Source organism: Sorangium sp. So ce131, assembly GCF_051519095.1.
In the GTDB taxonomy this organism is placed as follows: Bacteria; Myxococcota_A; Polyangia; order Polyangiales; family Polyangiaceae; genus Sorangium.
Window position 1 is genome coordinate 7,787,670 of sequence record NZ_CP150455.1, and the last position, 23,189, is coordinate 7,810,858.

The following is a 23,189-nucleotide window of genomic DNA, read 5'->3' on the forward strand; positions in this document are numbered from 1 at the left end:
ATCGTTATCGTCCCCCGACCAACGCGCCCTCCGCTCCCCCTCCCCGGCGAGCTACGCCCGCTTCAGCCACGTCCTCTCCAGCTCCAGCGTCGCGACGTTGTCCGGCTCGTTCCCCAAAAACCGCGCCCGCCAGACCGGATCGCTGATCTTCCTCGCCCGGGCCAGCAAGCTCTCCCTCGCCGACGCGATCGCCATCCTCGCCTCCCGCTCGTGACCACAAGCCTCGAGCGCCTCGGCATGGACGAGGCGGACCAGCGATTCCCCCGTCTCCGCGCCCATCGACTCGAGCAGGCAAAACGCCTCCGTCGTCGCCGCCAGCGCGTCCTGCGGGTGCTTCGCGTCGAGCAACACGCGCCCGAGGACGGCGTACGCGAACGCGCGCAGCGGCGGAGCCCCGTACAGGATCGCCACCGCCGCGCGCGCCTCGCGCTCGGCCCCGGCAATGTCGCCCGACAAGAGCAGGATCCGCGCGAGGTACGTCCGCGACGCGCCCTCCATGCGCGCATCGCCGAGCTCCTGCGACGTCGCGATCGCCTCCTCCTCTACCCTCCGCGCCTCCTCGATCTGACCGCACCCCGCGAGCACCGGGCCCAGGTTGTGGAGCACCCCGAGCCGCGCGTCCGACAGGCCCATCCGCTCGGCGTCCGCGAGCGCCGCGCGCAGCGCCGCCTCGGCGCCCTCGAAGCCGCCGAGCTCCGCGTAGCAGAAGCCCAGGTTGTTCCTCGCCCAGCACGCGTTGCGGCGATCGCCCGCCTGCTCGAACGCCGCGAGCGCCCCCTCGAAGCCCGCGAGGCAAGCCCCGGGATCGCCGCTCGCCATCGCCCGGTACGCGCGCGCCTGGTGCAGCTGCGCCAGCACCTCGGCCTCCTGCGCGCTCTCCTCGGCCTCCTGCTCGATCGCGTCGAGCAGCTCGTCCGCGAGCTGGTACCTGCCCCCGAACACGAGGCGCCCCGCCCCGGCGCACAAACACACGCTGCGCGCGGGGCGCGCGGCCGCCGACAGCGGCTCGGTCGCCTGCGCCATGTGCAGCCAGCGCTCCACCTGGTCGTGGTTGCTGCGCTTCGACGCCGCGATCACGAGCTGCGTCAGCGCCGAGAACCAGGCCGCCGAGCCCGGCGTCAGCCGATCCAGCGCCTCCGCGCCCCGCCGCTCCGCCAGCGCGAACTCGCCGCGCCAGAGGTGCGCCTCCGCCTGGCACAGCCGCAGCGCCCCCGCCGTCGTCTTCACCGCGCCGCACGCGATGCCCCGCTCCACGCGATCGATCGCCGCGCCGAGGTCGTTGCCGAGCAGCGCCTGCTCGGCCGCCCGCAAGTACGACGTCGCCGCCCGCGCCGGCTCGCCGCCGCGCTCGAAATGCTCGGCCAGCGCCATCGGATCCGCCGCGCCGGCCCGCTCGAGCCAGCTCCCGGCCAGCCGGTGGCCGAGGCGGCGATCGCTCTCGGTCAACATCCCGTACGCGGCCTCGCGCACGAGCGCGTGCCGGAACCGGTACTCGACCGCGTCCTGCGCCCCCTCCACCGCGCGCCGCACGATGAGCTCCCGCGCCTCGAGCTCGTCGAGCAGCGGCTCGACCTCCGCCCGGCCGACCAGCGCCGCGACCCCGTTCCGCGAGAACGTCTCGCCGAAGATCGCCCCGGCCCGGAGCAGCCGCCGCGCCCCGACGTCGAGCGCGTCGAGCTCCGCCTGCACCATCGCCAGCACCGTCTCCGGCAGGTCCGCGCCCTTGCCCGCCGCCGCCGCGCGGATCTGCTCCTCCAGGTAGAACGCGTTGCCGTCCGCCCGCTCCACCAGCGTCGCTACGAGCGCCGCGCTCCCGGCGTCGCCGAGCACCTGCCGCACGAGGCGCTCGCTCGACCGGCGCGAGATGCCCGCGAGCCGCAGCTTGTGCCCGCGCCGCTCGTCCCACAGCTTCGGGAAGATCTCGTGCACCTCGGGCCGGCCGAGCGCCATCACCATGAACGGCCGGTCCTTCAGGTTGCGGAGCGCGCCGTCCACCATCGTGACCGTCGGCAGATCGCCCCAGTGCAGGTCCTCGAGCACGAGCAGGACCGGCTGCACCGCGCACTCGGCCCGCAGGAAGTCCTCCCACGCGAGCCGCAGCTGGTCGCCCATGAGCATCGGGTTGCGGCGCGCCGCCCGCAGCTGCACGTCGTCGTCCGGGAACGGCGCGCCGACCAGCTCGCCGAGGAACGTCGCCACCCGCCCCGCGTCGAGCGCCGGGTGCCGCTCGACCCGCGCCCGCACCTTGCGCCGCCGCTCCTCGATCGGGTCGCCGTCGAGCAGGCCCATCGCCCGCCGCAGCGCGTGCGCGAGCAGCCCGAACGCCGACCCGGCGCTCATCGGGTCCACCTGCCCGAGCCACACCTCCACGGGCTCGCCGCCGTTCCGGATCCCGCGCACGAGCTCGTGGCGCAGCCGCGACTTGCCGATGCCCGCCGGCCCCGTCACGAGCACCACGCTCGGGGTCGACTCCTCGATGCAGCGCGCGAGCTCGTCCCGGATCAACGCGAGCTCGCGCTCGCGCCCGACGCACGGCGTGACCCGGCCGAGCAGGTGGGGCACCGCGTCCGGCTCCTCGCGCGCGCCGTGCAGCCAGCGCCCGCCGTCGTCGTCGGACGTCACCTCGAACCGCGCCCCGAGCAGCCCCGCCGTCACCTCGTCGATGCGCACCGCCGCGCGGGACGGGGCGCGGCTCATCGGGAGCAGCTGGACCACGCGGTCGATCAGGTCGCCGATCGGGAGGCGCGAGGCGATCTCCGCCCGGCCCGTGACGACCGCGACCGGCACGCCGCCGAGCAGCGCCTGCATGGCGAGCGCGCAGCGGGCCGCCTGCGCCGCGAGGTCGGTCGTCGCGCCGGCGCCGGAGAGCACGACGAGCGGCAGCCGCGCCTCGATGAGCTCGAGCTGGCCCCGGTGGCGCGCCGCCAGGGCCGAGAGCGCCTGCGCGCGCTCCTGCTGGTCGACCTCGGCCTCGCCCGCGCCCCCATCGCGCGCGAGCACGAGGCACATCACCTTGCGCTCGCCGGTCGTGAGCTCCGGCGGGCGGACGGCCGAGACGGGCGGGATGGAGGCGCTCACCGCGCTGATCGGGCCGGTCGGCCCGGGGAGGCCCACGAGCGCGGCGAGCTCGGCGGCGACCGCGCTGCCGTCGCTCGGCCGCCCCTCGGGCGCCTTCGACAACATCCGCATGACCAGCTCGTCGAGCGCCTCGGGCACCTCGTCGGAGAGCCACCGGAGCGACGGGGGCTCCTCGATCAGCACCTTGACGAGCACGGCGAGCCCGCGCGCCCCGCGGAACGGCGCGCGCCCCGAGATGCACTTGTAGAGCACGCAGCCGAGCGCGAAGACGTCGGCCCGCGCGTCGACGTGCGCCTCGCCGCGGGCCTGCTCCGGGGCCATGTAGCCGGGCGTGCCGAGGATGGCCCCCGGCATGGTGAGCTCCTGATCCAGGCCGGACATGCGCACCACGCCGAAATCGATGAGCGTGACGCGCTCGATCGCCCCGTCGACGAGCAGCAGGTTGCTCGGCTTGAGGTCGCGGTGGACGACGCCGAGCCGGTGCACTCTCCCGAGGGTGATCGCGACGCGGTGGACGAGCCGGAGGCTCTCGTCGAGCGAGAACGCCTGGCGGGCGAGGCGCTGGGAGAGCGTCTCGCCCGTGAGCCACTCCATGGCGAGGTAGGGGTGGCCGAGGTCGGTGAGGCCGTGCGCGATGTAACGCACCACCCCCGGCAGCCGCAGCGTCGCGAGCGCCTGCGCCTCGCGCGCGAGGCGGCCGGAGTCCTGGGAGCCGGCGTTCTGGAGCACCTTGAGGGCCACGATCTCGCCGGTCTTGAGGTCGTGCGAGCGAAAGACGTGGCCCATGCCGCCGGCGCCCGCGAGCTCCACGATCTCGAACCGGCCGTCGATGACGTTTCCCGCGCGCATTGCCCCTGCTGCCGTACCCCCGAGGACGCCGTCCGTCCTAAGTGGGAGCTACGCGAAGTTCACCTGGATGGCCAGCGGTTCGGGGTGGAGGCGTGTCGCGCGAGGTGGGGCGCTGTCGAGTCTCCCACCCCCTCATGCAATCACCGCCGAGCGCCGCGCTTTAGTCGCTATCGTCGCCATAGAGCGCCGAGAGGGGCAACTCTACAGCGTCGAAAGGGCCCGCGCGCGGGTTCTCCCGCGCCGCGCGCCGCGACGCCGGCTGGTACAGGGTTGCTTCCGCCGGCCGCCCTGGCGCCGCGGAGCGACGCCGCCTTTCGTCCAGGCGGCCTCTGGCGCAGCGGCCGGGCCGCCGGCGGCGCGGGCGGCGCGCGGGGGCCAGGGCCGCTTCTTCGCACGCTCGCGCCGCTTCCTCCGCCACGCCCTCATGGTAAATGACCAGAACTGGGGAGTGGGGGGAGGCGACCGGAACGCGCTGGACCCCTTTTTGTCAAGCGAAGGGAGGCCGCTCTTGTCAATCGTGCCTGGAACCATCCTGCTCCAACGCTACCGCGTGCTGCGGCACCTCCGCCGCGAGGGGCTCGGCGACGTGTTCTGCGCCGAGGACACGAGCGCCGGCCGACGCGTGGCGGTGAAGGTGCTCGGCGAGCTCGAGGAGCGCGTGGACCCGTTGAAGGTGCTCGGCGCCCCGGAGCGGATGTCCCTGGCCGAGGCCGCGGCGCGCTTCCGGCGCGAGGCGATCGCGTGCGCGCGGCTGCGCGGCCCCCACACGCTCCCGTCGATCGGCGGCGGCGACGATCCGGAGCGCGGCCGCGTGATCGTGTTCGAGCTGCGCGAGGGGGAGCTCCTCGTCGATCGCCTCGCCCGGCGGGGGTCGATCCCGCTCGCCGCCCTGCACCCGCTGGTCGAGCAGCTCTGGCTGGCGATCGCCGAGCTCCACGACATTGGCATCCTCCACCGCAACATCTGCTCCGCGAACGTGCTGCTCGATCGGGGCCCCGAGGGCGAGCGGCTGACGCTGCTCGATCTCGGCTCGTGCAGGTTGCCTTCCGCGGACGGCGACGAGGAGCCGCCCCTGAGCGGCCGCAAGCTCGGCGACGTCAGGTACGTGCCGCCCGAGCAGATCGCGAGCGCGAAGGCGGTGGATCACCGGGCCGACATCTACGCGGCCACGACGGTGGTCTTTCAGGCGCTCACCGGCGAGCTGCCCTACGCCGCGCGCAACCTCATGATGCTCGCCGACCTCAAGGCGAGGACGGCGCCGCGCCGCCTCGGCAACTTGATGCCGCCGCCCGTCGACCGCGAGGTCGAGGTCTTCGTGAACCGCGGTCTGGCCCACAACCCGGACCGCCGCTTCGCGAGCATCGCCGAGGTGATCGAGGGCTGGCAGGCGCTCCGCCCCGCGACCTGAACGTCACGGCCGCTCTCGCGCGGCCCCTCGCCGCTCGAGCCTGGACGACCCAGGCCCCCGCCATTTGCTCGAGTGCGCCGATTTCTCGGCGATCTTCCCCGCGATCACGGAATACCCGCCGAGCCCGCCGAGCCCGCCGGCCACCGCGCCTCGCCGAGCCCGCCGGCCACCGCGCCTCGCCGAACCCGCCGGCCGCGCGGCTCGCCGAGCCCGCCGGCCGCGCGCCTCTCTCCTTGAGGACCCCCGCCGCCTCGGGCCGCCATTCCCGCGGCTGCCGCCGCCTGCCGGGCCCGCTGCGCGACGTCTCACGACAAAAGCTGCTCCGGCGTTCCCGAGCAGGGTCTGCCCGCTGCGCTTCGTTCGGAGCCGCTCGCAGGCGGCTGGATCCACGCCGCGCCCCCATTGCGACGACATCTCTAACTTTCTCGTCCACGCTCCCGATTAGTCCGTTCCGGAATCGCTGCCCGGTTTGCTGCACAATCGACGGTCGCGCGCTGTGCTTTCCGCAGGAGCACCTCGGACTCTCGGCGCCGTTTGCGCTTTACCACTCTTTCTCATCATGAGATCAGCCCGGGCATTACGACCTGGGTTCTGGCGAAGAATACGCACCTTCAGTCCAGAAACAGCATCTCACAGGATTGCAGAGCGAGAGCACGCATGTTAATCCGGGTTCGTTCGCTCGCCCGCCGCCGCGCCCGCTCGCGCGGCGCCAGGGCCACCGGAGCGACGTGCTGATCCGACCTGCGCGGGCGCAGGAGAGGCCACGATGGGCCTCCCCGGCGCCGCCGCGGAGCGCCGCGGGACCGGGCTCGTCCGGGCTCAGCACGTCTCCCGGGATCCTTCAACCCTCGCTGCCACCACGTTATGACGACACCTACCTACCGTTACGTCTTTCTCGGGCTCTCCATCACGTCTTCGTGGGGCAATGGCCACGCCACGACGTACCGGGCCCTCCTCCGGGCGCTCGCGTCCCGCGGCCACCAGGTGCTCTTTCTGGAGCGGAACCTCCCCCTCTATGAGCAGCACCGCGACATGCCCAACCCGCCTTACGGCCGGACCGAGTTGTACTCGAGCATTCCCGAGCTCCGTGATCGATTCTCACGCGCGGTGCGCGAAGCCGATCTCGTGATCGTCGGCTCCTTCGTGCCGGAGGGGGCGATCGTGGGGGCGTGGCTCACCGAGGAGGCGCGCGGCAAGGCTGCGTTTTACGACCTCGACACGCCGCTCACGCTCGGCCGGCTGGCGCACGGCGACCACGCGTACCTCACGCCGGCGCTGATCCCGCGGTACGACCTCTATCTCTCGGCGACCGGGGGGCCGACGCTGGAGCGGCTCGAGCGCGGCCACGGCGCGTTGCGGGCGCGCGCGCTCTACTGCGCGGCCGACACCGACGTCTATTATCCGCAGCCGGCGCCGATGCGCTGGGACCTCGGCTATCTCGGCACCTACAGCGACGACCGGCAGGCGGCCGTCGAGCGGCTGCTCCTGGAGCCGGCGCGGCGCATGCGCCGGGGGCGTTTCACGGTGGCGGGCGCGCAATACCCGTCGTCGCTCACGTGGCCTGAGAACGTCTCCCGGACGGAGCACCTGCCGCCGGACGAGCACCGGATCTTCTACAACGCCCAGCGGTTCACGCTGAACCTGACCCGCCGGGCGATGGTCGAGTCCGGGTGGTCGCCGAGCGCGCGCCTGTTCGAGGCGGCCGCGTGTGGGACGCCGGTCCTGAGCGACGCCTGGCCCGGGATCGAGACGTTCTTCCAGCCTGGCGAGGAGCTCCTCCTCGTCCGGTCGCCGGAGGACGTGCTCCGGAAGCTCCGGGAGATGAAGGAGGACCGGCGCCTCACGGTGGGCCAGCGCGCGCGCCAGCGCGTCTTCGCCGAGCACACCGCGATGCACCGGGCCGAGGCGTTCGAGCGGTACACACGCGAGGTGCTCGACGCCGCGAGCCGCGCCCGGGCGGCGCGCCGCGAGCGCGACGGGCAGCCCCCGTCGATGCGCCTGGAGAGCCAAGAGAGCCAGAGCGGCTGACGCAGCGGCCGAGCCGAGGCGGAGGGCCGAGGGCCGAGTCGGAGCGCGGCGGCGACGGGGTGACGCCGCGCGCGCGGCCGCGCTCGTGCTCCCTTGCCGCTCGGCGCGGCGCGCATTACGCCACGGAGGTGCGATCCGCCCCGCTTCACCCCGTCGCTCGCCTGCCTGAAGAGTGGTCGGCCTCCCTGGCCGCCCGCGGCGAGCGGTCGTTCGCGGCCAAGCAGGTCTTCCACTGGATCCACCGCCGCGGCGTCCTGGATCCGGGGGCGATGACGAACCTGTCGGCGCGGCTGCGCGAGCACCTCGCCGCGGAGGGGCTCGGCGACGTGGTGACGCCCGAGCGGGTCCACCGCTCCGAGGACGGCACGCGCAAGCTGCTCCTGCGCCTCCGCGACGGCGCGACGATCGAGACCGTGCTGCTCCCGGCGGTGTCGGGCGCCGGCTCGCGGGCGCAGCTCGACGCCGACGCGGCGGCGGCCGACCTGGACGACGACGAGGACGACGCGGCCGAGGAGAACGCCCCGGAGGGCAACGCGGCGCCGCACGTCCGTGTCACCCAGTGCATCTCCACCCAGGTCGGCTGCGCGATGGGGTGCACCTTCTGCGCGAGCGGCGTGGCGGGGCTCAAGCGCCACCTCGGGCCCGAGGAGATCGCGGGCCAGGTGCTGCTCGGGCGCGCGATGCTCGACGAGGGCGAGGAGCTCCGCAACGTCGTCTACATGGGCATGGGCGAGCCGCTCCACAACTACGAGGCGACGGCGCGCTCGCTGCGCCTGCTCACGCACCCCGAGGGGATCAACCTCTCGACGCGGCGGGTCACGGTGTCGACGTCCGGCCTCGTCCCGGAGATCGCGCGGCTCGGCGCGGACTTCGGCGGGCAGATCGCGCTCGCGATCTCGCTGCACGCGTCGGACAACGAGACCCGCTCCCGGCTGATGCCGATCAACCGCAAGCACCCGCTGGACGAGCTGATCGAGGCGCTGCGCGCCTACCCGCTGCCGCGGCGCCGGCGCATCACCATCGAGTACACGCTCGTCGCCGGCCAGAACGACGATCCGGCGGAGGCGCGCCGGCTGGCGAAGCTCCTCCGGGGGCTCCCGGTGAAGATCAACCTCATCCCGATGAACCCGATCGAGGCCTCCTCGCTGGGTCCGCCCGGCCTGGAGCGCGTGGCGGCTTTCCAGGACGTGCTCACGCAGGCGGGTTACTCGTGCTTCGTGCGGCGTCGGCGCGGGGATGATGTGTCCGCCGCGTGCGGGCAGCTCGTGCTGCTCGGGGCCAAGCCCAAGGTGCGGCGAGCTCTGGCTTGACGGCGCGCGCCGGTCCCTTGACGCCCCGCCACGCGGGGGCGTAGCTGTCGGCGTGCTGAAAAAGATCCTCGTCGCCAACCGTGGAGAGATCGCCTGCCGCGTGCTCCGGACCTGCAAACGGCTCGGGATCGCGACGGTCGCCGTGTACTCGGACGCCGACGCGGGCGCGCCGCACGTGACGCTGGCCGATGAGGCCGTGCGCATCGGGCCGCCTCCGGTCCGGGACAGCTACCTCGTCGTGCACGCGATCGTCGAGGCCGCGCGCGCGACGGGCGCCGACGGCGTCCACCCCGGCTACGGGCTGCTCAGCGAGAACCAGGCCTTCGCCGAGGCCGTGCTGGCCGCGGGCGTCACGTTCATCGGCCCGCCGCCCTCCGTGCTCCACGTCTTCGGCGACAAGATCCTCGCGCGCGACGCCGCGCGCGCGGCGGACGTCTTCCCTCCGCCGGGCACCGGCGGCCCGGTCGATCCCGCCGACGTCGAGGCGGCCCAGCGCGCCGCCGAGAGCATCGGCTACCCGCTGCTCGTCAAGGCCGCGGGCGGCGGCGGCGGCATCGGCATGCAGGTCGTCGCCGACCCGGTGAAGCTCCCGCGCGCGCTGACCGCGTGCTCCGACCGCGGCCGCTCCGCGTTCGGCGACGCGCGCGTGTACCTCGAGCGGTACATCGAGCGCCCGCGCCACATCGAGGTGCAGGTGCTGTGCGACGGCAAGGGCGGCGCGGTCGCGCTCGGCGAGCGCGAGTGCAGCGCCCAGCGCCGGCACCAGAAGATCATCGAGGAGACGCCGTCGCCCGCGTCGTTCTTCCAGGGGGACGCCGGCGACGCCCGCAGGAAGGCGCTCCACGAGAGCGCGCTGCGCGTCGTGACCGGCGCGGGCTACGTCGGCGCCGGCACCGTCGAGTTCGTCGCCGCGGAGAGCGGCGAGCTCTTCTTCCTCGAGGTCAACGCGCGGCTCCAGGTCGAGCACTGCGTCACCGAGATGTGCACCGGGCTCGACCTGGTCGAGCACCAGATCCGCATCGCGTCGGGCGAGCCGCTCGCGCCGGAGGTCCTCGGCCACACGTACCGCGGCCACTCCATCGAGGCGCGCCTCTACGCGGAGGATCCCGCGAAGAAGTTCGCCCCGCAGCCGGGCCGCATCGCCGCGCTCCGCTGGCCCGACGCGGGCGACGACCTGCGGATCGAGACCGGCGTCGCCGAGGGGCTCGAGGTGACGCCGTTCTACGACCCGCTGCTCGCCAAGATCGTCGCCCACGGGCCCACGCGCGAGGCGGCGATCGCCCGGCTCGATCGGGCGCTCGCCGAGACGACGATCGAGCTCGCCGGCCCGGCCGGCCCGGCCGCGACGAACCTCGCGTTCCTGCGCCAGATCCTCGGGCACGGCGACTTCCGGGGCGGACAGTACGACACGCACTTCGCCGAGGCGCTCGCCGCGGGGAGGAAGGCGGCGTCGTGAGCCACGACTTCGTCCTCGAGCCCGCCGAGCGGTGGCTCGCCCACGACCCGGATCCGGAGACCCAGGGCGAGCTGCGCCGCCTCATCGACGCGGCCAGGGCGGGCGAGGAGGGCGTCCGCGCCGAGCTGGCCGAGCGCTTCGCCGGTCCGCTCGAGTTCGGCACGGCCGGCCTGCGCGGCGTGCTCGGCGCCGGCGAGAGCCGGATGAACCGCGCCGTCATCCTCCGGACGACCGCCGGCCTCGCCCGCTACCTGCTGAGCACGCTGGGCGACAAGGCGCGCAGCGCCGGCGTCGTCATCGGGTACGACGCCCGCCGGAGGAGCCGCGAGTTCGCGGAGGACACCGCGTGTACGCTCGCCGCCGCCGGGATCCCGAGCCACCTCTCGCCGGTCCCCTGCCCCACCCCGATCGCCGCGTTCGCGGTCGGCCACCTCGGTGCGGCCGCGGGCGTGATGGTGACGGCGAGCCACAACCCGCCCGAATACAACGGCTACAAGGTCTACTGGGACAACGGCGCGCAGATCGTCCCGCCCCACGACACGGGCATCGCGACGGCGATCGACGCGTCCCCGCCGGCGGATCAGGTCCCCCGCATGCCCTTCGACGAGGCGCGCGCGAAGGGCCTCGTCCGCGACTTCCCCGAGGCGCTCGAGCCGGCGTACCTCCGCGCCATCCGCGGCCTCGCCGTGCGCGACGACGGGGATCGCGACTTGCGCATCGTGTACACGCCGCTGCACGGCGTGGGCGGCCGGCTCGTCCGCGCGGCGCTCGAGCAGGCCGGGTTCACGCGGGTGACGACCGTGCCCGAGCAGGCTGAGCCGGACGGCGCCTTCCCCACGGTCTCCTTCCCGAACCCCGAGGAGAAGGGCGCCATGGACCTGGCGCTCGCCCTCGCGAAAAAGGAGGGGGCCGACCTCGTCCTCGCCAACGATCCCGACGTCGACCGGCTCGCGGTGGCGGTGCGGCGCCCGGACGGCGAGTACGTGCAGCTCACGGGCAACCAGGTCGGCGTGCTCCTCGGCCATTACCTGCTCACCGAGGGGAAGGCCCCCGAGGGCGAGGGTGGTCGCCGCCTGGTCCTCTCGTCGTGCGTCTCGACGCCGATGCTCGGCGTCATCGCCGCGGCGCTCGGGGTGCATTACGAGGAGACGTTGACCGGGTTCAAGTGGATCGCGAACCGGGCGATGGACATCGAGCGCTCGACCGGCGCCCGCTTCGTGTTCGGCTTCGAGGAGGCGCTCGGTTACACGATCGGCTCGGTCGTGCGCGACAAGGACGGCATCGGGGCCGCGGCGTTGCTGGCCGAGCTCGCGGCGGTGCGCAAGGCCGAGGGCAAGACGCTGCTCGACGCGCTCCAGGAGCTCGCGCGCAGCTATGGCCTCTATGTGAGCGGGCAGCGCGCCTACACGCTGCGCGGGGTCGACGGCGTCGAGAAGATCGCCGCCATCATGGCCGCGCTGCGGCAGAGCCCGCCGGCCGAGATCGGCGGCGTGCCGGTCGTGGCGTGGCGCGATTTCGAGGCGCGCACGCGCACGGTGCGCGACGGCGGGACCGCGCCGCTCGTCCTGCCCGCGAGCAACGTGCTCGTGTACGAGCTCGAGGGCGGCAGCCGGATCATCGCGCGCCCGAGCGGCACCGAGCCGAAGATCAAGTTCTACGTCGACGTGCGCGAGGAGGTCGCGGCGGGCGAGCCGCTCGACGCCGCCGAGGCGCGCGCGGCGGCGCGGCTCGACGCGCTCGCGAGGGCGTTCTCCGGCCTGGCCGGGATGGGCTGACGGGCGCCGGGGTCCCTCCCGCGGCGGCTCCAGCGGCCGGCGCGGCGGGCTCAGCGGCCGGGGTTGCGGAAGGCGGCGCGGCCGACGAAGAAGGGGCCCATCTGGCTGATGAACTCCGAGGTCTGGCGCGTCTTCCGCATGGTCTGCACGATGTGCGAGAGCGGGTGGAGCTCCTTGCCGACGAGCCCGATCACGAACTCGTTGTCGCGGGCGTCGAGGCCGTGGCACGCGAGGCGGATGTCGTGCGCGAGGTCCTGCGCGCCGTAGGCCCGGCCGATGGTGCCGTGCTCGCGCAGGATGCTGCCCTGCTCGCGTCCGTCGAGCTTTGAGAACGCGCCGCTGCGGCGGAGCGGATACCACACGGCCCACGACCACGCGGGGTTGAGCACGGTCTCGGGCGGGCGCCGGAGCATCCAGTACTCGAGCTCCTGCTCGTAGCCGGTCGAGTACGTGCGCCCCAGCATCGTGAAATCGGGGCGAAGCTCCAGCGCCCGGAGCTCGGCGCGGTTGAGCGCCGGCCGGACCGTCTGGACGAAGAAGGCGGGGTCCTCGGCCCAGGTGAGCACCGCGATCCCGCGCGGATCGCTCACGTCCTCGTACACCACCGCCGCGGCGCCGTGCTCGGTGAGGGCCCGGCCGACCGCGTTCGTCAGCGCCGCCGGCTCCTCGGCGGAGGGACATCGGAACACGAGCAGCTGCATGAACAGCCGCCGGTCCATGACCTGCGGCCGCCCTTCGCGCGGCGCCCCCCGCTCGGCAACGTCGATGTGCGGCAGCTCGGGCTCCGCGTGGCCGGCGGCCGGCCGCCCCGTCGTGGATTCACTCATGGCGTAGGGGTACCGAGGTTCGGAGGGGACGGCAACAGCGAGGCGCGACGTGCAGACGCCGGTGACGGCGCAAAATTCCGTCATGAAGGCGATGTCTGTCGTCACCCGGATTACGGGAGGCCCTTCCTAGAGTCAGGAAATACCTGAATTCGCGTCGAGGAGCTCCTTCCCCAGGGGGGCGAAAAGAGAGCTGGATAACCAGCTGGGATTGTAAAGCCTGCTGGATATGTCGCGCGCCTGCTCGCGCGTAATCATCTCTTGCCATCCAGGCGAACTCACGCTCCCCTGCAAAGTACAACCACGACTCCTGGAGTCGCCTCGACGATGCGCCCCCGGGCAGGGCTTCCCGCCCGGGGTCGCACGCGCCGCGCCCGCGATCGGGCGCGGCCTCGCCGGGGCCTTGCCGCCGTAGGTTCGCCGCGATGAAGACGTACGACACGAAGAGCAAGATCCCCGCCGGACGGTGCAAAGGAACGTTGCTGGTCAACCTCCGGTCGTTCGTCACGACCAACCGCGACGCCGGCGCCTGGGAGCGGCTGGTGACGTCGCTTCCCAAGTCAGACCGGGACGTACTCTATCAACCGCTGCTCGCGAGCAGCTGGTATCCGATCGGCGTCTGGAACCGGGCGCTGCGAACGCACGTGCGGTCCGCCAATGACCAGGCGGCGGAGGTCAAGAAGTTTGCTCGCTTCGTGGCGGATCGCGACCTCAATACGGTGTTGAAGTTCGCGCTCTCGATTGCAATGCCCGACACGATCGTGGCCCGCACCGGGATGATCTGGTCACGCTACTTTGACGCCGGGCAGGTCGTGCCGCGGATGGTGAAGCCGCGCGAGTGGGTGCTGACGATCACGGGCCCGACCGGGGACGACGAGGGGCCGTCGGCGATGAACTGCGGAGATGGCGTCTGCGGCTGGGTCGAGCAGGCGCTGCTCCTGTGCGGCGCGTCGACGCCCAAGGTGACGCACCAGCGGTGCCGGTTCCGCGGCGCGACCGAGTGCCTCTCCGAAGTCGTGTGGTGACGGACGCGGGCGCCGTGAGAGGAAGAGCACAACACGCGGCGCGCTGAAGCGCCGGGACGCCCCCGTTTGCCTATTGACTTGAGGGTTCTCTCCGATCAAGACTAGGTGCAGGCGGGACACATGTACACGAAGCCTCCAAGGGTGAGGTCAACGTGCTGGCCTATCCTCCTTGTGCGCTCGGAGGCCAGCATCCTGTCCGCGCCGCGACCCGTCTTCTGACGGCCGCCTGGCCGGTCAGCCTGACGGATGCAGGCGGGCATTGACCGGCGGCAGTCACGAGGGAGACCGCACCAGCCGAACCCCAGGGAAATACATGCTGTCACCTCGCTCACAGCGGCATAAGGAAGTCAAGGACAGCCTTAAGGCCACGCCACACCCGGTCTGGGTCGAGGACATGCTCGAGTCGCTGGCCGACCAGTGGAAGGCAGCGGTGTACACGCCTCCGGTCGCGCGGACGATGACGGAGCCTATCGATGAGGCGACCTGGGGCGTGCTCCTCCGGGAGTTCTTCTGCGTGGTCGAGGCGTTCCCGAAGTACATGGGGCTCAGCCTGGCCAAGACGACGTACGGGCAGTCGCCGCGGGATTTCCTCGTGCGGGACTGGCTGATCGGCAACATCCGAGTCGAGGCGCTGCACGTGCGCTGGTACCTCGACTGGGCGGCGGGGCACGGCATCAGCGCCGCGGAGATCACCGGGCACCGGCCGAGCCCCGAGGTCGCGTCGCTGTTCGAGTGGCTCTGGTCGGTGTCGTACCGGGGCTCCCTCGCGGAGGCGGTCGGTGCGGTCAATTACGCGATCGAGGGGATCACGGGGGAGTGGTCCCGCGTGGTGCTGCCGGGGTTCACCAAGCTCTACGGCGAGGGGAGCAAGTCGCTGACGTGGCTCGCGGCGCACGCGAACTACGATGATGCGCACCCGCGCGAGGCGCTCGAGATCGTGAAGCTCGCGACCACGTCGGCGGACGAGATCCGGCGGGTCCATTCGAGCATCTCGCGGTCGCTGGAGCTGTTCGAGCGGGCGTTCAAGGCCGCCACCTTGACGGCGCGCAACGGGAGCTAGGGGCCTCGCGGCGGCGGCTGCGACAACGCAGCGCGGCGGCGGGGGGAGGGCGTGCCGAGCGGACGCGCCAGCGGGTGGGGCCGCGCTCGCCGGCGTGGCGCGGGCGGGCGCTCGCCAATCGGCAAGACTGGAGGCGGAGCGCTTGCGCATGAGAACACCGCCCGGCATGTCTCCCTTCGGGCCATGCCAGCTGAGACGTTATGGTGCGCGCCACACAAGGCGCGCCTGGGACGTGGAGCTAACTGAAGCCTTATGGCACCTCAGGTCGGTGCTCGGCGCGCCCGCCCGCGCCACGCCGGCGAGCGCGGCCCCACCCGCTGGCGCTGACGGTGGGAGGCGGCGACGACGGCGAGCGCGGGGGGAGGCGCCGGTGGGATGGAAGGAGCGACTGAACGGCTAGCGGCCGTAGACGGCCTTGCGGACCTTCTTCTTGAGATCGTCGAGGACGAAGGGCTTTGTGATGTAGTGACGGGCGCCAGCCTGGATGCCAGCGACGATATCCATCGGATCGGACTTCGCTGTCAGGAAGATGATGGGCACCCGACGCATCGGCTCGTTCTCGCGCAGGCGCTTCGTCATGCTCACGCCGTCGAGCTTCGGCATCATGATGTCCACAATCACCAGATCAGGACGGGGCTCCTGCTGAGCCAGCGCAAGGCCGTCAACGCCGTTCGTCGCGATCACGGTGTCGAACTCGTCGCTGAGAAAACGGGCGATCATCGCCGCCGTGTCCTCCTCATCCTCCACCACCAGGACCCGTTTTTTTGTCGCGGTCACCATCTGCGCCGGGAAGAATAGCGCGAAGCGGACGGGGCGGCGGAAACAGGGCGCTTTTCCGATTCATTGGAACCACACTGGATTTGTCCACCGTCGCCACAATTTCGGGCGGGCCCGGCAAGGAACACGCACGAGAACACGACGGACCATCGACACCAGGGCGCCTGACACGAACAGCGCTGTCTCAGGCACACCGCGCGAGTCCACGACAGGAGGGCATTGCCCAACCTCCCGAGCCACTCAGCGAGGGAAACCCAGTGGAAACGACCCGAGCAGCGCGCGAGAGACACGGGGGATGCGCTGTCGGAGCGCCACATGACACGTCGTCGGGAGAATCCCGGCGTGACTACGATGGTCGCTGCAGGAAGCAGGGGAACGGACGGTGGCGGAGCTCAGGCCGCGGCCGTCGCAGCACGCTCGAGCAGCGCGGCCAGACGATCCAAGGGCATCGGCTCCGCGAAGGTGCTGCCGATGTCGCGGAGCAGGATGGTGCGGACGGATGAGCCGCGGCGCTTCTTGTCGAGGGACAGGAAACGAAGCGCGGCGGAGACCGGCTCGTCCTCGATCCGGGTGGGGAGGCCCAACCGGGCGAGCAGGCGGACCACCCGGTCGGCAGCGGCGCGGTCGGTCGCGCCGAGCTCGCAACCGACCCGCAGCATCGCCACCATGCCGAGGGACACCGCCTCGCCGTGGGCCAGGCGGACGAAGCCGCCCTCGGCCTCAAGGGCGTGCCCGAGCGTGTGGCCGAAGTTCAAGAGGGCACGGTCGCCCGACTCGCGCTCGTCACGGGCGACAATGGCCGCCTTCACGGCGACCGAACGGCGGATGACCTCGGTGAGCAGGACGGGATCACGCGCGAGGACGCGGTCCGCCTCGCGCTCGAGCAGCACGTGCAGGTCCGGGTCGCCGATACACGCCGACTTCACCACCTCGGCGAGGCCGCTCCGGAAGGCGCGATCGGTCTCGGTCGCGAGCGCCGCCGGGCTCGCGACGACCGCGGACGGCTGGTGGAACGTGCCGACAGCGTTCTTCGCAGGGCCGAGATCGACCCCCGTCTTGCCGCCCACCGAGGCGTCGACCATCGACAGGAGCGTCGTCGGCGCCGCGATCCAACGGACGCCGCGGAGGAGCGTGGACGCGGTGAAGCCGCCGATGTCGGTCACCACACCGCCGCCGTGCGCGAGCACCAGCGCGTCGCGGTCGGCGCCGGCGTCGATCATCGCCGTGAGCGCCGCCTCGACCGCCGCGAGCCGCTTGTGCTCCTCGCCCGGCCGGAGCACCGTCACCGCGGCGGCCGGCTTGCCCTGCGCGGCGAGCGCGGCGAGCAGCGGCGCGCCCCAGAGGCGGCTCACGTTCTCGTCCGTGACGACGAAGACCGACGAGGGGGCGAGCGCAGCCACGGCGTCGGCCACGGACGCCGGGCCGTCGGGCGCGAAGCGCACCGCGTAGCTCTTGTCGCCGAGCGGCACGAACAGCGGACGATCCGCGTAGACCCGGAGCACCCGCGCGGCGACCTCCTCCGGCGAGACGCCGTCCGTCACCACCCGCGCGTGCGCCTGCGCGTAGACAGCGGACCGCGCGGACAGGAGCTCGCGGATCCGCGCCTCCCGATCGGGGGCGCCGTCGAGCAACGGGCGGGCGCCGCTCGCCGTGCGCGCGGCGATGGTGCGCGGGGTCGCGCCGAGCGCGACGACACAGCCGCGCTCGATCGCCTCGCCGCGGAGCGCCGGGTCGACCAGGGCGCCGCCGCCGAGGGCGATGACGCGCGGGCCCGGCGCCGCGAGCAGACGGCGCAGGACCGCCGCCTCCAGGGCGCGGAAGCCGGCCTCGCCGCGCGAGGCGAAGAGCGACGGGACGCTCTCGCCGGCCTCCTCCACGATCGCGTCGTCGAGGTCGAGGAACGGGAGGCCCGCGCGCTGCGCGGCGAGGCGGCCCACGGTGGACTTCCCGGTCCCCATGAAGCCGGTGAGCAGGAGCGGAGGTGCTTCGGAGCGGAGTTCCATGATCATCAGTAAGAGCGGACCTGCTGGAGGTAGCCGTCGATGTTGCGCGCGATCTCGGAGAGGCTGTCGCCGCCGAACTTCTCGAGCAGGGCGCCGGCGAGCGTGATCGCCACCATCGCCTCCCCGACGACCGAGGCGGCCGCGACGGCGCAGACGTCGCTCCGCTCGAAGGCGGCGTCGAACTGCTCCTTGGTCCTCACGTCGACCGAGGGGAGCGCGCGCTTCAGCGTGGCGATGGGCTTCATGGCCGCCCGGCAGACGAGCGGCATGCCGTTCGTGATGCCGCCCTCGAGGCCGCCGGCGCGGTTCGACGGCCGGGTGAACGCGTGGGCGCCCTCGTCGTACCCGATCGGGTCGTGCACCGAGGAGCCCGGGACGCGCGCGGCCTCGAAGCCGATGCCGATCTCGACGCCCTTGATCGCCTGGATGCTCATCAGCGCCTGCGCGAGCCGGCCGTCGAGCTTGCGATCCCACTGCACGTGGCTGCCGAGCCCGGGCGGCAGGCCGGTGGCGATCACCTCGAAGACGCCGCCGAGCGTGTCGCCCCGGTGCGCGGCCTCGCGGATCGCGTCGCGCATGGCCTGCGCGGCCTCGGCGTCGGCGCACGCGAGGTCCGAGGCGCGGGCGCGCTCGCGCAGCTCGGAGAGCGAGAGCTCGCCGCCGCCCGACGCGGCGGAGACCTGCGCCGCGACCGGGCCGATGGAGAGGACGTGGGCGAAGACCTCGACGCCGACCGACCTGAGGAGCTTGCGGCACACGCCGCCCACGGCGACCCGCGCCGCCGTCTCGCGCGCGCTCGCGCGCTCCAGCACGTCGCGCAGGTCCCGCCGGCCGTACTTCAGGCCGCCGGCGAGATCCGCGTGGCCCGGCCGCGGGCGGGTCAGCGCCTCGGGCGGCTCAGGGAACGGCTCGGGGCCCATCCGCCCGGCCCAGCTCGCGTGATCGCGGTTCTCGATCACCATGGCGATGGGGCCGCCGAGCGTCTCGCCGCCGCGCACACCGGCGACGAGGCGGACGCGATCGGTCTCGATCTTCATCCGCCCGCCGCGCCCGTAGCCGCGCTGGCGTCGCGCCAGATCCTCGTCGACGTCCTCCGCGAGGAGCGGCATGCCCGCCGGGATGCCCTCGACGGTCGCCACGAGCTCCGGGCCGTGCGACTCGCCGGCCGAAAGCCACCTGAGCTGCGTCATCGTGTGGAAAACCTCCGCTGCGCCCGGACCCCCGGGCCGAAACCGTTGCCTCTTACAGGTCGATCTGCTCGACGTCGATACCACGGGGAGGCGCCTGGCCGCCGTCCGTTCCACCGTGGGCCGGGGAGCGGCTCTCGCCGTCCGCTCCAACATGGGTCGGGGAGCGGCGTTCGCCGTCCCCTCCGATGGCCTCGCCCAGGAACCGGGACGCCACCGCCGCGAAGCTCTTCGGGAGATCGGTGACGAGCAACGCGAGGCTGCCCGCCCCGGCGCGGGACGTCGCGAGCCCGCGCTCGGCCAGGAACGACGCGACGTCCTCCGCCGTGGCCGACGCGCTGTCGACGATCGGGATCGGGCCGCCCGCGAGCGCCGCGGCCTCGGCCTCGATCGGGGCGCGAAGGAGCGGGAAATGCGTGCAGCCGAGCACGATCGAGCGGGCGCCGGCGCCGATCAGCGGCTCGAGGTACCGCCGCGCGACGAGCCGCGGGACCTCGCCCTCGAGCCAGCCCTCCTCCGCCAGCGAGACGAGCAGCGGGGCCGCCTGGCCGGCGACCTCCGTGCGCGTGCTCAGCGACGCCACCGCGCGCGGATAGGCGCCGGACGCGATCGTCCCCGCCGTGCCGAGCACGCCGATCGTCGCGCCGCGCGACGCGGCGACCCCGGCGCGCGCGCCGGGCAGGATCACCCCGAGGACGGGCAGATCGAGCTCGACCCGGAGCATGTCGATCGCGACGGCGCTCACCGTGTTGCACGCGACGACGATCGCCTTCACGCCGCGGCCGATCAGCACGCGCGCGCAGCCGAGCGCGTAGCGGACCACCGTCTCGGGGGAGCGGGTGCCGTACGGGACCCGCGCCGTGTCGCCGAGATAGACGATGTCCTCCGCCGGGCAGCGCCGGCGCAGCGCGCGCACCACCGTCAGCCCGCCGAGCCCCGAGTCGAAGACGCCGAGCGGCGCGTCGGCGTGGGACGTCACGTCCCCTCGATGCGGAAGAGGCGCACCGGCTCGCGCAGGAACTGCTCGCGCGCGATCGCGTCGAGCGCGCTCCGCACGAGCCCCTCCCGCGCGTCGTGCGTGATGAGCACCACGTCGACCGCGGCGTCGCCGGCCGCGCCCGCCAGGGTGGGGCCCTGCTGCACGATCTGCTCGATGCTGACACCCGCGTCGCCGAGCGCGCCGGCGAGGCGGCCCATCACGCCGGGGCGATCCTCGACCGCGAAGCGCAGGTAGTAGCGGGAGACGATCTCGGCGAGCGGGCGGACCGGACGCGGCTTGATCGACATGCCGCGGCCCTGCATGCCCGCGACGCCCGACGCGATCGACCGCGCGACGTCGAGGATGTCGGAGACAACGCTGACCGCCGTCGGCAGGTCGCCGGCGCCGCGGCCGTAGACGAGCGACGGGCCGACGGCGCGCCCCTCGAGCAGCACGGCGTTGAGCACGCCGGAGACGTTGGCGAGCACGCTCTGCTTCGGGATCAACGTCGGGTGCACGCGCAGCTCGATCGACGAGCCGAGGTCGCGGCCGATCGCGAGGTGCTTGATGGTGTAGCCGAAGCGATCGGCGTAACGGTGGTCGGCCTCCTCGATGCTGCGGATCCCGGAGGTGTGCACGTCGTTGCTGTCGACCTGCGCCCCGAAGGCGAGCATCGCGAGCACGATCAGCTTGTGGGCGGCGTCGTGGCCGTCGACGTCGAGCGTCGGGTCGGCCTCGGCGTAGCCGAGCGCCTGCGCCTCGCGCAGGGCGGCGTCGAACGAAACGCCCGTGTCGCGCATCTGCGTGAGGATGTAGTTGCAGGTGCCGTTCAGGATCGCCGTGACGCGCTCGACCCAGTCGCTCGCGAACGCGTCCCGGAGCGTCCGGATGATGGGGATGCCGCCGCCGACCGCCCCCTCGAACGCGAGGTCGACCTGGCGCGCCGCGGCCCGCGCGAGGAGCGCCGGGCCGTGGGCGGCGAGGAGGAGCTTGTTCGCGGTGACGACGCCCTTGCCGCGGTCGATGGCGCGCTCGATCAGCGCGCGCGCGGGGGTGTCGCCGCCCATCACCTCGACCACGAGGTCGATGGCGGGGTCGTCGACCACCTCCTCCGGCCGCGTGGTGAGCAGCGTGCGATCCAGGGCCGAGACGCGCTCCTTCTCGAGGTCGCGCACGACCACGCGCTTGACGACGAGCGGCACGCCGGCGCGCTCGGCCAGGTAGCCGGCGTTCTCGGCGAGCAGGCGGAGGACGCCGCCGCCGACCGTCCCGCAGCCGAGGAGGCCGATCTGGATGGGGGCACCGCCGCGGAGGCGCCTGCGATCGCTGGCGGCGTGGGGTTCAGGGTTCAAGTTCAAGGGAGAACCGCCTTCCGTCTTCTGCATGCGCGCGGAGCTTAGCGCTTCTCGCGCCGCGTGGTGACGCCTATGCTTCGCGGGCGATGGCGGAAACGATCAAGGGCGTTCTGGGCGAGAAGTTCGGGCTCAACGTGGGCGACGACGCGGGCCCGGCGGAGCGGGGGCCGCTGCTGCCGCTCCGGGTGCTCGTGGTCGCCGATCTCACCCCGCGCGATCCGCACAACGCCGGGGCGAGCCCGCCGGCGGGCTCGATCCGGGTGGACGCAAGCCGGTTCGATCACCTGTTCACGGTGCTCCGGCCGCGGATCGCGATCGACGTGCCGAGCGTGCTCGCGGGGGGCCGGCCGGCGCGCGTCGACCTCTCGCCCGCCGGCCTGAAGAGCTTCCGGCCCGACGCGCTCTGCGCCGAGGTCCCCCTCCTGCGCTCGCTGCTCGACGGCCGCCGCGTCCTGGACCGGCTCCGCGACGGGTCCGCCACGGCCGAGCAGGCGCGCGTCGAGCTGGATCGGCTCTGGGGCGGCTCGCCGCTCGTGCGGGACATCCTCGGGCTGCTCCCGGACCGCGAGGGCGCCTCGCCCGCCCAGCCCGCGGCGCCCGCGGCGGCGGCAGCAGGGCGCCCCGCGGCGCCGGCGCCGGCGGCCGGCGCCGACGTGGACGCGCTGCTCTCGCTGGTCGACCTCGGCGGGGGCGACGCCGCGGCCGCGGCGCCGGCGGCGCCGGGCGGCCCCGGGCAGCAGCCCGCGGAGGAGAGGCGCGCGGACGCAGGGCGGTTCTCGCAGCTCATCGCGACCGTGGCGGCGAGCGCGCGCCCCCGCGCGGGGCAGCCCGCGCGCCCCGCCGAGGCGATCGCGCAGATCGAGCGTGCGATCGGCGCGCAGATCGGCGCCATCCTGCAGCACCCCGAGGTGCGGCGGCTGGAGGCGGCGTGGCGCGGCCTGAGCCTGCTCGTCGACCGCGCGAAGGCGGCGCCCGGGGTCAGGATCGAGGTCGTCAGCGCGCGGCCGGACGAGGCGGCCGGCGCGCTCGCGCGGGCGCTCGCGCAGACGGCGAGCACCGAGCCGCCGGCGTCGGTCGCGATCGTGGACGTCGCCATCGACGGCAGCGCCGCCTCGCTCGCGCGGCTCGAGGAGATCGCGCGCGTCGCCGAGGCGCACGCGCTGCCCGCCGTGGTCAGCGGCGAGGCGGGGCTGCTCGGGGTCGAGGATCTCCGCGGCGTCGAGCGGCTCGACAACAAGGGCGCGCTGTTCCGGGCGCCGCACCGGGCGCCGTGGCGCGCCGCCGCGGCGCGGCCCCCGATGCGCTGGGTCGCGATCGCCATGAACCGTGCGCTCGGGCGGCTGCCCTACGACAAGTCGACCTCGCGCGTCCGGGAGGCGGCGATCGTCGAGCAGCCGAGCGACGAGGGCGGCCGCGTGTGGCTCTCGCCCGTGTACCTGGTCGGCGCGCTCGTCGCGGGGAGTTTCCGCGAGACGGGGTGGCCGTGCCGCATCGCCGGCGCCAAGGGCGGCGGCGTGCTCGGGGATCTCCCGGTGCACGAGGTGCAGGGCGCGTACGAGGGCGAGGAGGGCGTCGCGATCCCGACCGAGGCGTTCGTGTCGACGGACACCCAGCGCGAGCTCGCGAAGAGCGGCGTGCTCCTCCTGGCGGCGGCCCCGAACAGCGACGCGGTGTACGTCCTCGCCGCACCGACGGCCTACGTCCCGCCCGAGAAGCTCACGTACGAGGGCTCCACCGCCGAGCCGGAGGAGCGCCTCGAGCGCGTCTCGCTCGTCGATCAGCTCTTCGTCGCGCGCGTCGTCCAGTTCCTGCGCGCGCTCACGACGAAGCTGCCCGCGGACAGCGACCCGGCGGAGGTCCAGCCGGTGGTCGAGGGGGCGCTGTGGACGTTGTTCGAGGGCGCGCCGCCCGCCAGCATCGAGCTCGCGGCGAAGGCGAGCCGCGGCGAGGGCGGAACGCAGGTCGCCGTCACGGTCCGCCCGCGCCGCTTCCTCGGCGTCGGGCTCGACGAGGTGTCGCTCGAGGTGCCGCTCGGCTGAGGCCGCGACGCGGCGGAGCGGCGGAGCGCGACCGAG

15 protein-coding genes are annotated in these 23,189 nt (G+C 73.4%); 8 read left to right on the forward strand and 7 right to left on the reverse strand.

From position 1 onward, the window contains the following. Nucleotides 1–51: 51 nt before the first annotated feature. On the reverse strand, nucleotides 52–3,927 hold the full coding sequence (locus WMF43_RS28370) for a serine/threonine-protein kinase (RefSeq protein WP_437669263.1): 3,876 nt from the start codon (nucleotides 3,925–3,927) through the stop codon (nucleotides 52–54). Between the two features lie 517 nt (nucleotides 3,928–4,444). Here WMF43_RS28370 and WMF43_RS28375 point away from each other — a divergent pair. From WMF43_RS28375 to WMF43_RS28395, 5 genes are all read left to right on the forward strand, one after another. Continuing rightward, the gene (locus tag WMF43_RS28375) at nucleotides 4,445–5,335 is read left to right on the forward strand and encodes a serine/threonine-protein kinase (RefSeq protein WP_437669265.1); all 891 of its coding nucleotides are present in this window, start codon (nucleotides 4,445–4,447) and stop codon (nucleotides 5,333–5,335) included. Between the two features lie 864 nt (nucleotides 5,336–6,199). Next, on the forward strand, nucleotides 6,200–7,363 hold the full coding sequence (locus WMF43_RS28380) for a CgeB family protein (RefSeq protein WP_437669267.1): 1,164 nt from the start codon (nucleotides 6,200–6,202) through the stop codon (nucleotides 7,361–7,363). A gap of 128 nt (nucleotides 7,364–7,491) precedes the next feature. Continuing rightward, nucleotides 7,492–8,673 (forward strand): 23S rRNA (adenine(2503)-C(2))-methyltransferase RlmN, encoded by a 1,182-nt coding sequence (gene rlmN, locus WMF43_RS28385; RefSeq protein WP_437669269.1) that lies wholly within the window; start codon nucleotides 7,492–7,494, stop codon nucleotides 8,671–8,673. Nucleotides 8,674–8,725: 52 nt separating this feature from the next. After that, the gene (locus tag WMF43_RS28390; RefSeq protein ID WP_437669271.1) at nucleotides 8,726–10,129 is read left to right on the forward strand and encodes an acetyl-CoA carboxylase biotin carboxylase subunit; all 1,404 of its coding nucleotides are present in this window, start codon (nucleotides 8,726–8,728) and stop codon (nucleotides 10,127–10,129) included. After that, nucleotides 10,126–11,904, forward strand: a complete 1,779-nt coding sequence (locus WMF43_RS28395; protein WP_437669273.1) for a phospho-sugar mutase — start codon at nucleotides 10,126–10,128, stop codon at nucleotides 11,902–11,904. The genes WMF43_RS28390 and WMF43_RS28395 overlap by 4 nt, the downstream gene beginning before the upstream one ends. A gap of 50 nt (nucleotides 11,905–11,954) precedes the next feature. Here WMF43_RS28395 and WMF43_RS28400 read toward each other — a convergent pair whose 3' ends face one another. Beyond that, nucleotides 11,955–12,731 carry a chlorite dismutase family protein gene (locus tag WMF43_RS28400; protein ID WP_437669275.1) on the reverse strand — a complete coding sequence of 259 codons (777 nt, stop codon included), beginning with the start codon at nucleotides 12,729–12,731 and terminating at the stop codon, nucleotides 11,955–11,957. A 422-nt stretch (nucleotides 12,732–13,153) separates the two neighbouring features. Between WMF43_RS28400 and WMF43_RS28405 the strand changes: the two genes are divergently transcribed. Then, nucleotides 13,154–13,753 carry a hypothetical protein gene (locus tag WMF43_RS28405; RefSeq protein WP_437669277.1) on the forward strand — a complete coding sequence of 200 codons (600 nt, stop codon included), beginning with the start codon at nucleotides 13,154–13,156 and terminating at the stop codon, nucleotides 13,751–13,753. Nucleotides 13,754–14,147: 394 nt separating this feature from the next. Continuing rightward, on the forward strand, nucleotides 14,148–14,813 hold the full coding sequence (locus WMF43_RS28410; RefSeq protein WP_437669279.1) for a TenA family transcriptional regulator: 666 nt from the start codon (nucleotides 14,148–14,150) through the stop codon (nucleotides 14,811–14,813). Nucleotides 14,814–15,209: 396 nt separating this feature from the next. Here WMF43_RS28410 and WMF43_RS28415 read toward each other — a convergent pair whose 3' ends face one another. From WMF43_RS28415 to WMF43_RS28435, 5 genes are all read right to left on the reverse strand, one after another. Beyond that, complete coding sequence (locus WMF43_RS28415; protein ID WP_437669281.1) at nucleotides 15,210–15,593, reverse strand: response regulator transcription factor; 384 nt, start codon at nucleotides 15,591–15,593, stop codon at nucleotides 15,210–15,212. A 389-nt stretch (nucleotides 15,594–15,982) separates the two neighbouring features. Continuing rightward, a complete protein-coding gene (gene aroB / locus WMF43_RS28420; protein WP_437669283.1) occupies nucleotides 15,983–17,593 on the reverse strand; it encodes a 3-dehydroquinate synthase in 1,611 nt (536 codons plus the stop codon). A gap of 5 nt (nucleotides 17,594–17,598) precedes the next feature. After that, the gene (gene aroC, locus WMF43_RS28425) at nucleotides 17,599–18,783 is read right to left on the reverse strand and encodes a chorismate synthase (protein ID WP_437669285.1); all 1,185 of its coding nucleotides are present in this window, start codon (nucleotides 18,781–18,783) and stop codon (nucleotides 17,599–17,601) included. 52 nt (nucleotides 18,784–18,835) lie between these two features. After that, nucleotides 18,836–19,759: a glutamate racemase gene (gene murI / locus WMF43_RS28430; RefSeq protein ID WP_437669286.1), complete on the reverse strand. Its 924-nt coding sequence runs from the start codon at nucleotides 19,757–19,759 to the stop codon at nucleotides 18,836–18,838. Then, complete coding sequence (locus WMF43_RS28435; protein WP_437669288.1) at nucleotides 19,756–21,144, reverse strand: homoserine dehydrogenase; 1,389 nt, start codon at nucleotides 21,142–21,144, stop codon at nucleotides 19,756–19,758. The genes murI and WMF43_RS28435 overlap by 4 nt, the downstream gene beginning before the upstream one ends. Nucleotides 21,145–21,200: 56 nt before the next feature. On the opposite strand from WMF43_RS28435, the gene WMF43_RS28440 reads away from it, so the two are divergent. After that, the gene (locus WMF43_RS28440) at nucleotides 21,201–23,153 is read left to right on the forward strand and encodes a type VI secretion system contractile sheath domain-containing protein (RefSeq protein WP_437669289.1); all 1,953 of its coding nucleotides are present in this window, start codon (nucleotides 21,201–21,203) and stop codon (nucleotides 23,151–23,153) included. Nucleotides 23,154–23,189: the final 36 nt, after the last annotated feature.

Bases quoted from the DNA above. Each gene is read 5' to 3' on its own strand.
- WMF43_RS28415 (WP_437669281.1), bottom strand. From the start codon at position 15,593: ATGGTGACCGCGACAAAAAAACGGGTCCTGGTGGTGGAGGATGAGGAG.
- WMF43_RS28405 (WP_437669277.1), top strand. From the start codon at position 13,154: ATGAAGACGTACGACACGAAGAGCAAGATCCCCGCCGGACGGTGCAAA.
- WMF43_RS28410 (WP_437669279.1), top strand. From the start codon at position 14,148: ATGCTCGAGTCGCTGGCCGACCAGTGGAAGGCAGCGGTGTACACGCCT.
- WMF43_RS28370 (WP_437669263.1), bottom strand. From the start codon at position 3,927: ATGCGCGCGGGAAACGTCATCGACGGCCGGTTCGAGATCGTGGAGCTC.
- WMF43_RS28435 (WP_437669288.1), bottom strand. From the start codon at position 21,144: ATGCAGAAGACGGAAGGCGGTTCTCCCTTGAACTTGAACCCTGAACCC.
- WMF43_RS28400 (WP_437669275.1), bottom strand. From the start codon at position 12,731: ATGAGTGAATCCACGACGGGGCGGCCGGCCGCCGGCCACGCGGAGCCC.
- aroB (WP_437669283.1), bottom strand. From the start codon at position 17,593: ATGGAACTCCGCTCCGAAGCACCTCCGCTCCTGCTCACCGGCTTCATG.
- WMF43_RS28380 (WP_437669267.1), top strand. From the start codon at position 6,200: ATGACGACACCTACCTACCGTTACGTCTTTCTCGGGCTCTCCATCACG.
- WMF43_RS28440 (WP_437669289.1), top strand. From the start codon at position 21,201: ATGGCGGAAACGATCAAGGGCGTTCTGGGCGAGAAGTTCGGGCTCAAC.
- aroC (WP_437669285.1), bottom strand. From the start codon at position 18,783: ATGACGCAGCTCAGGTGGCTTTCGGCCGGCGAGTCGCACGGCCCGGAG.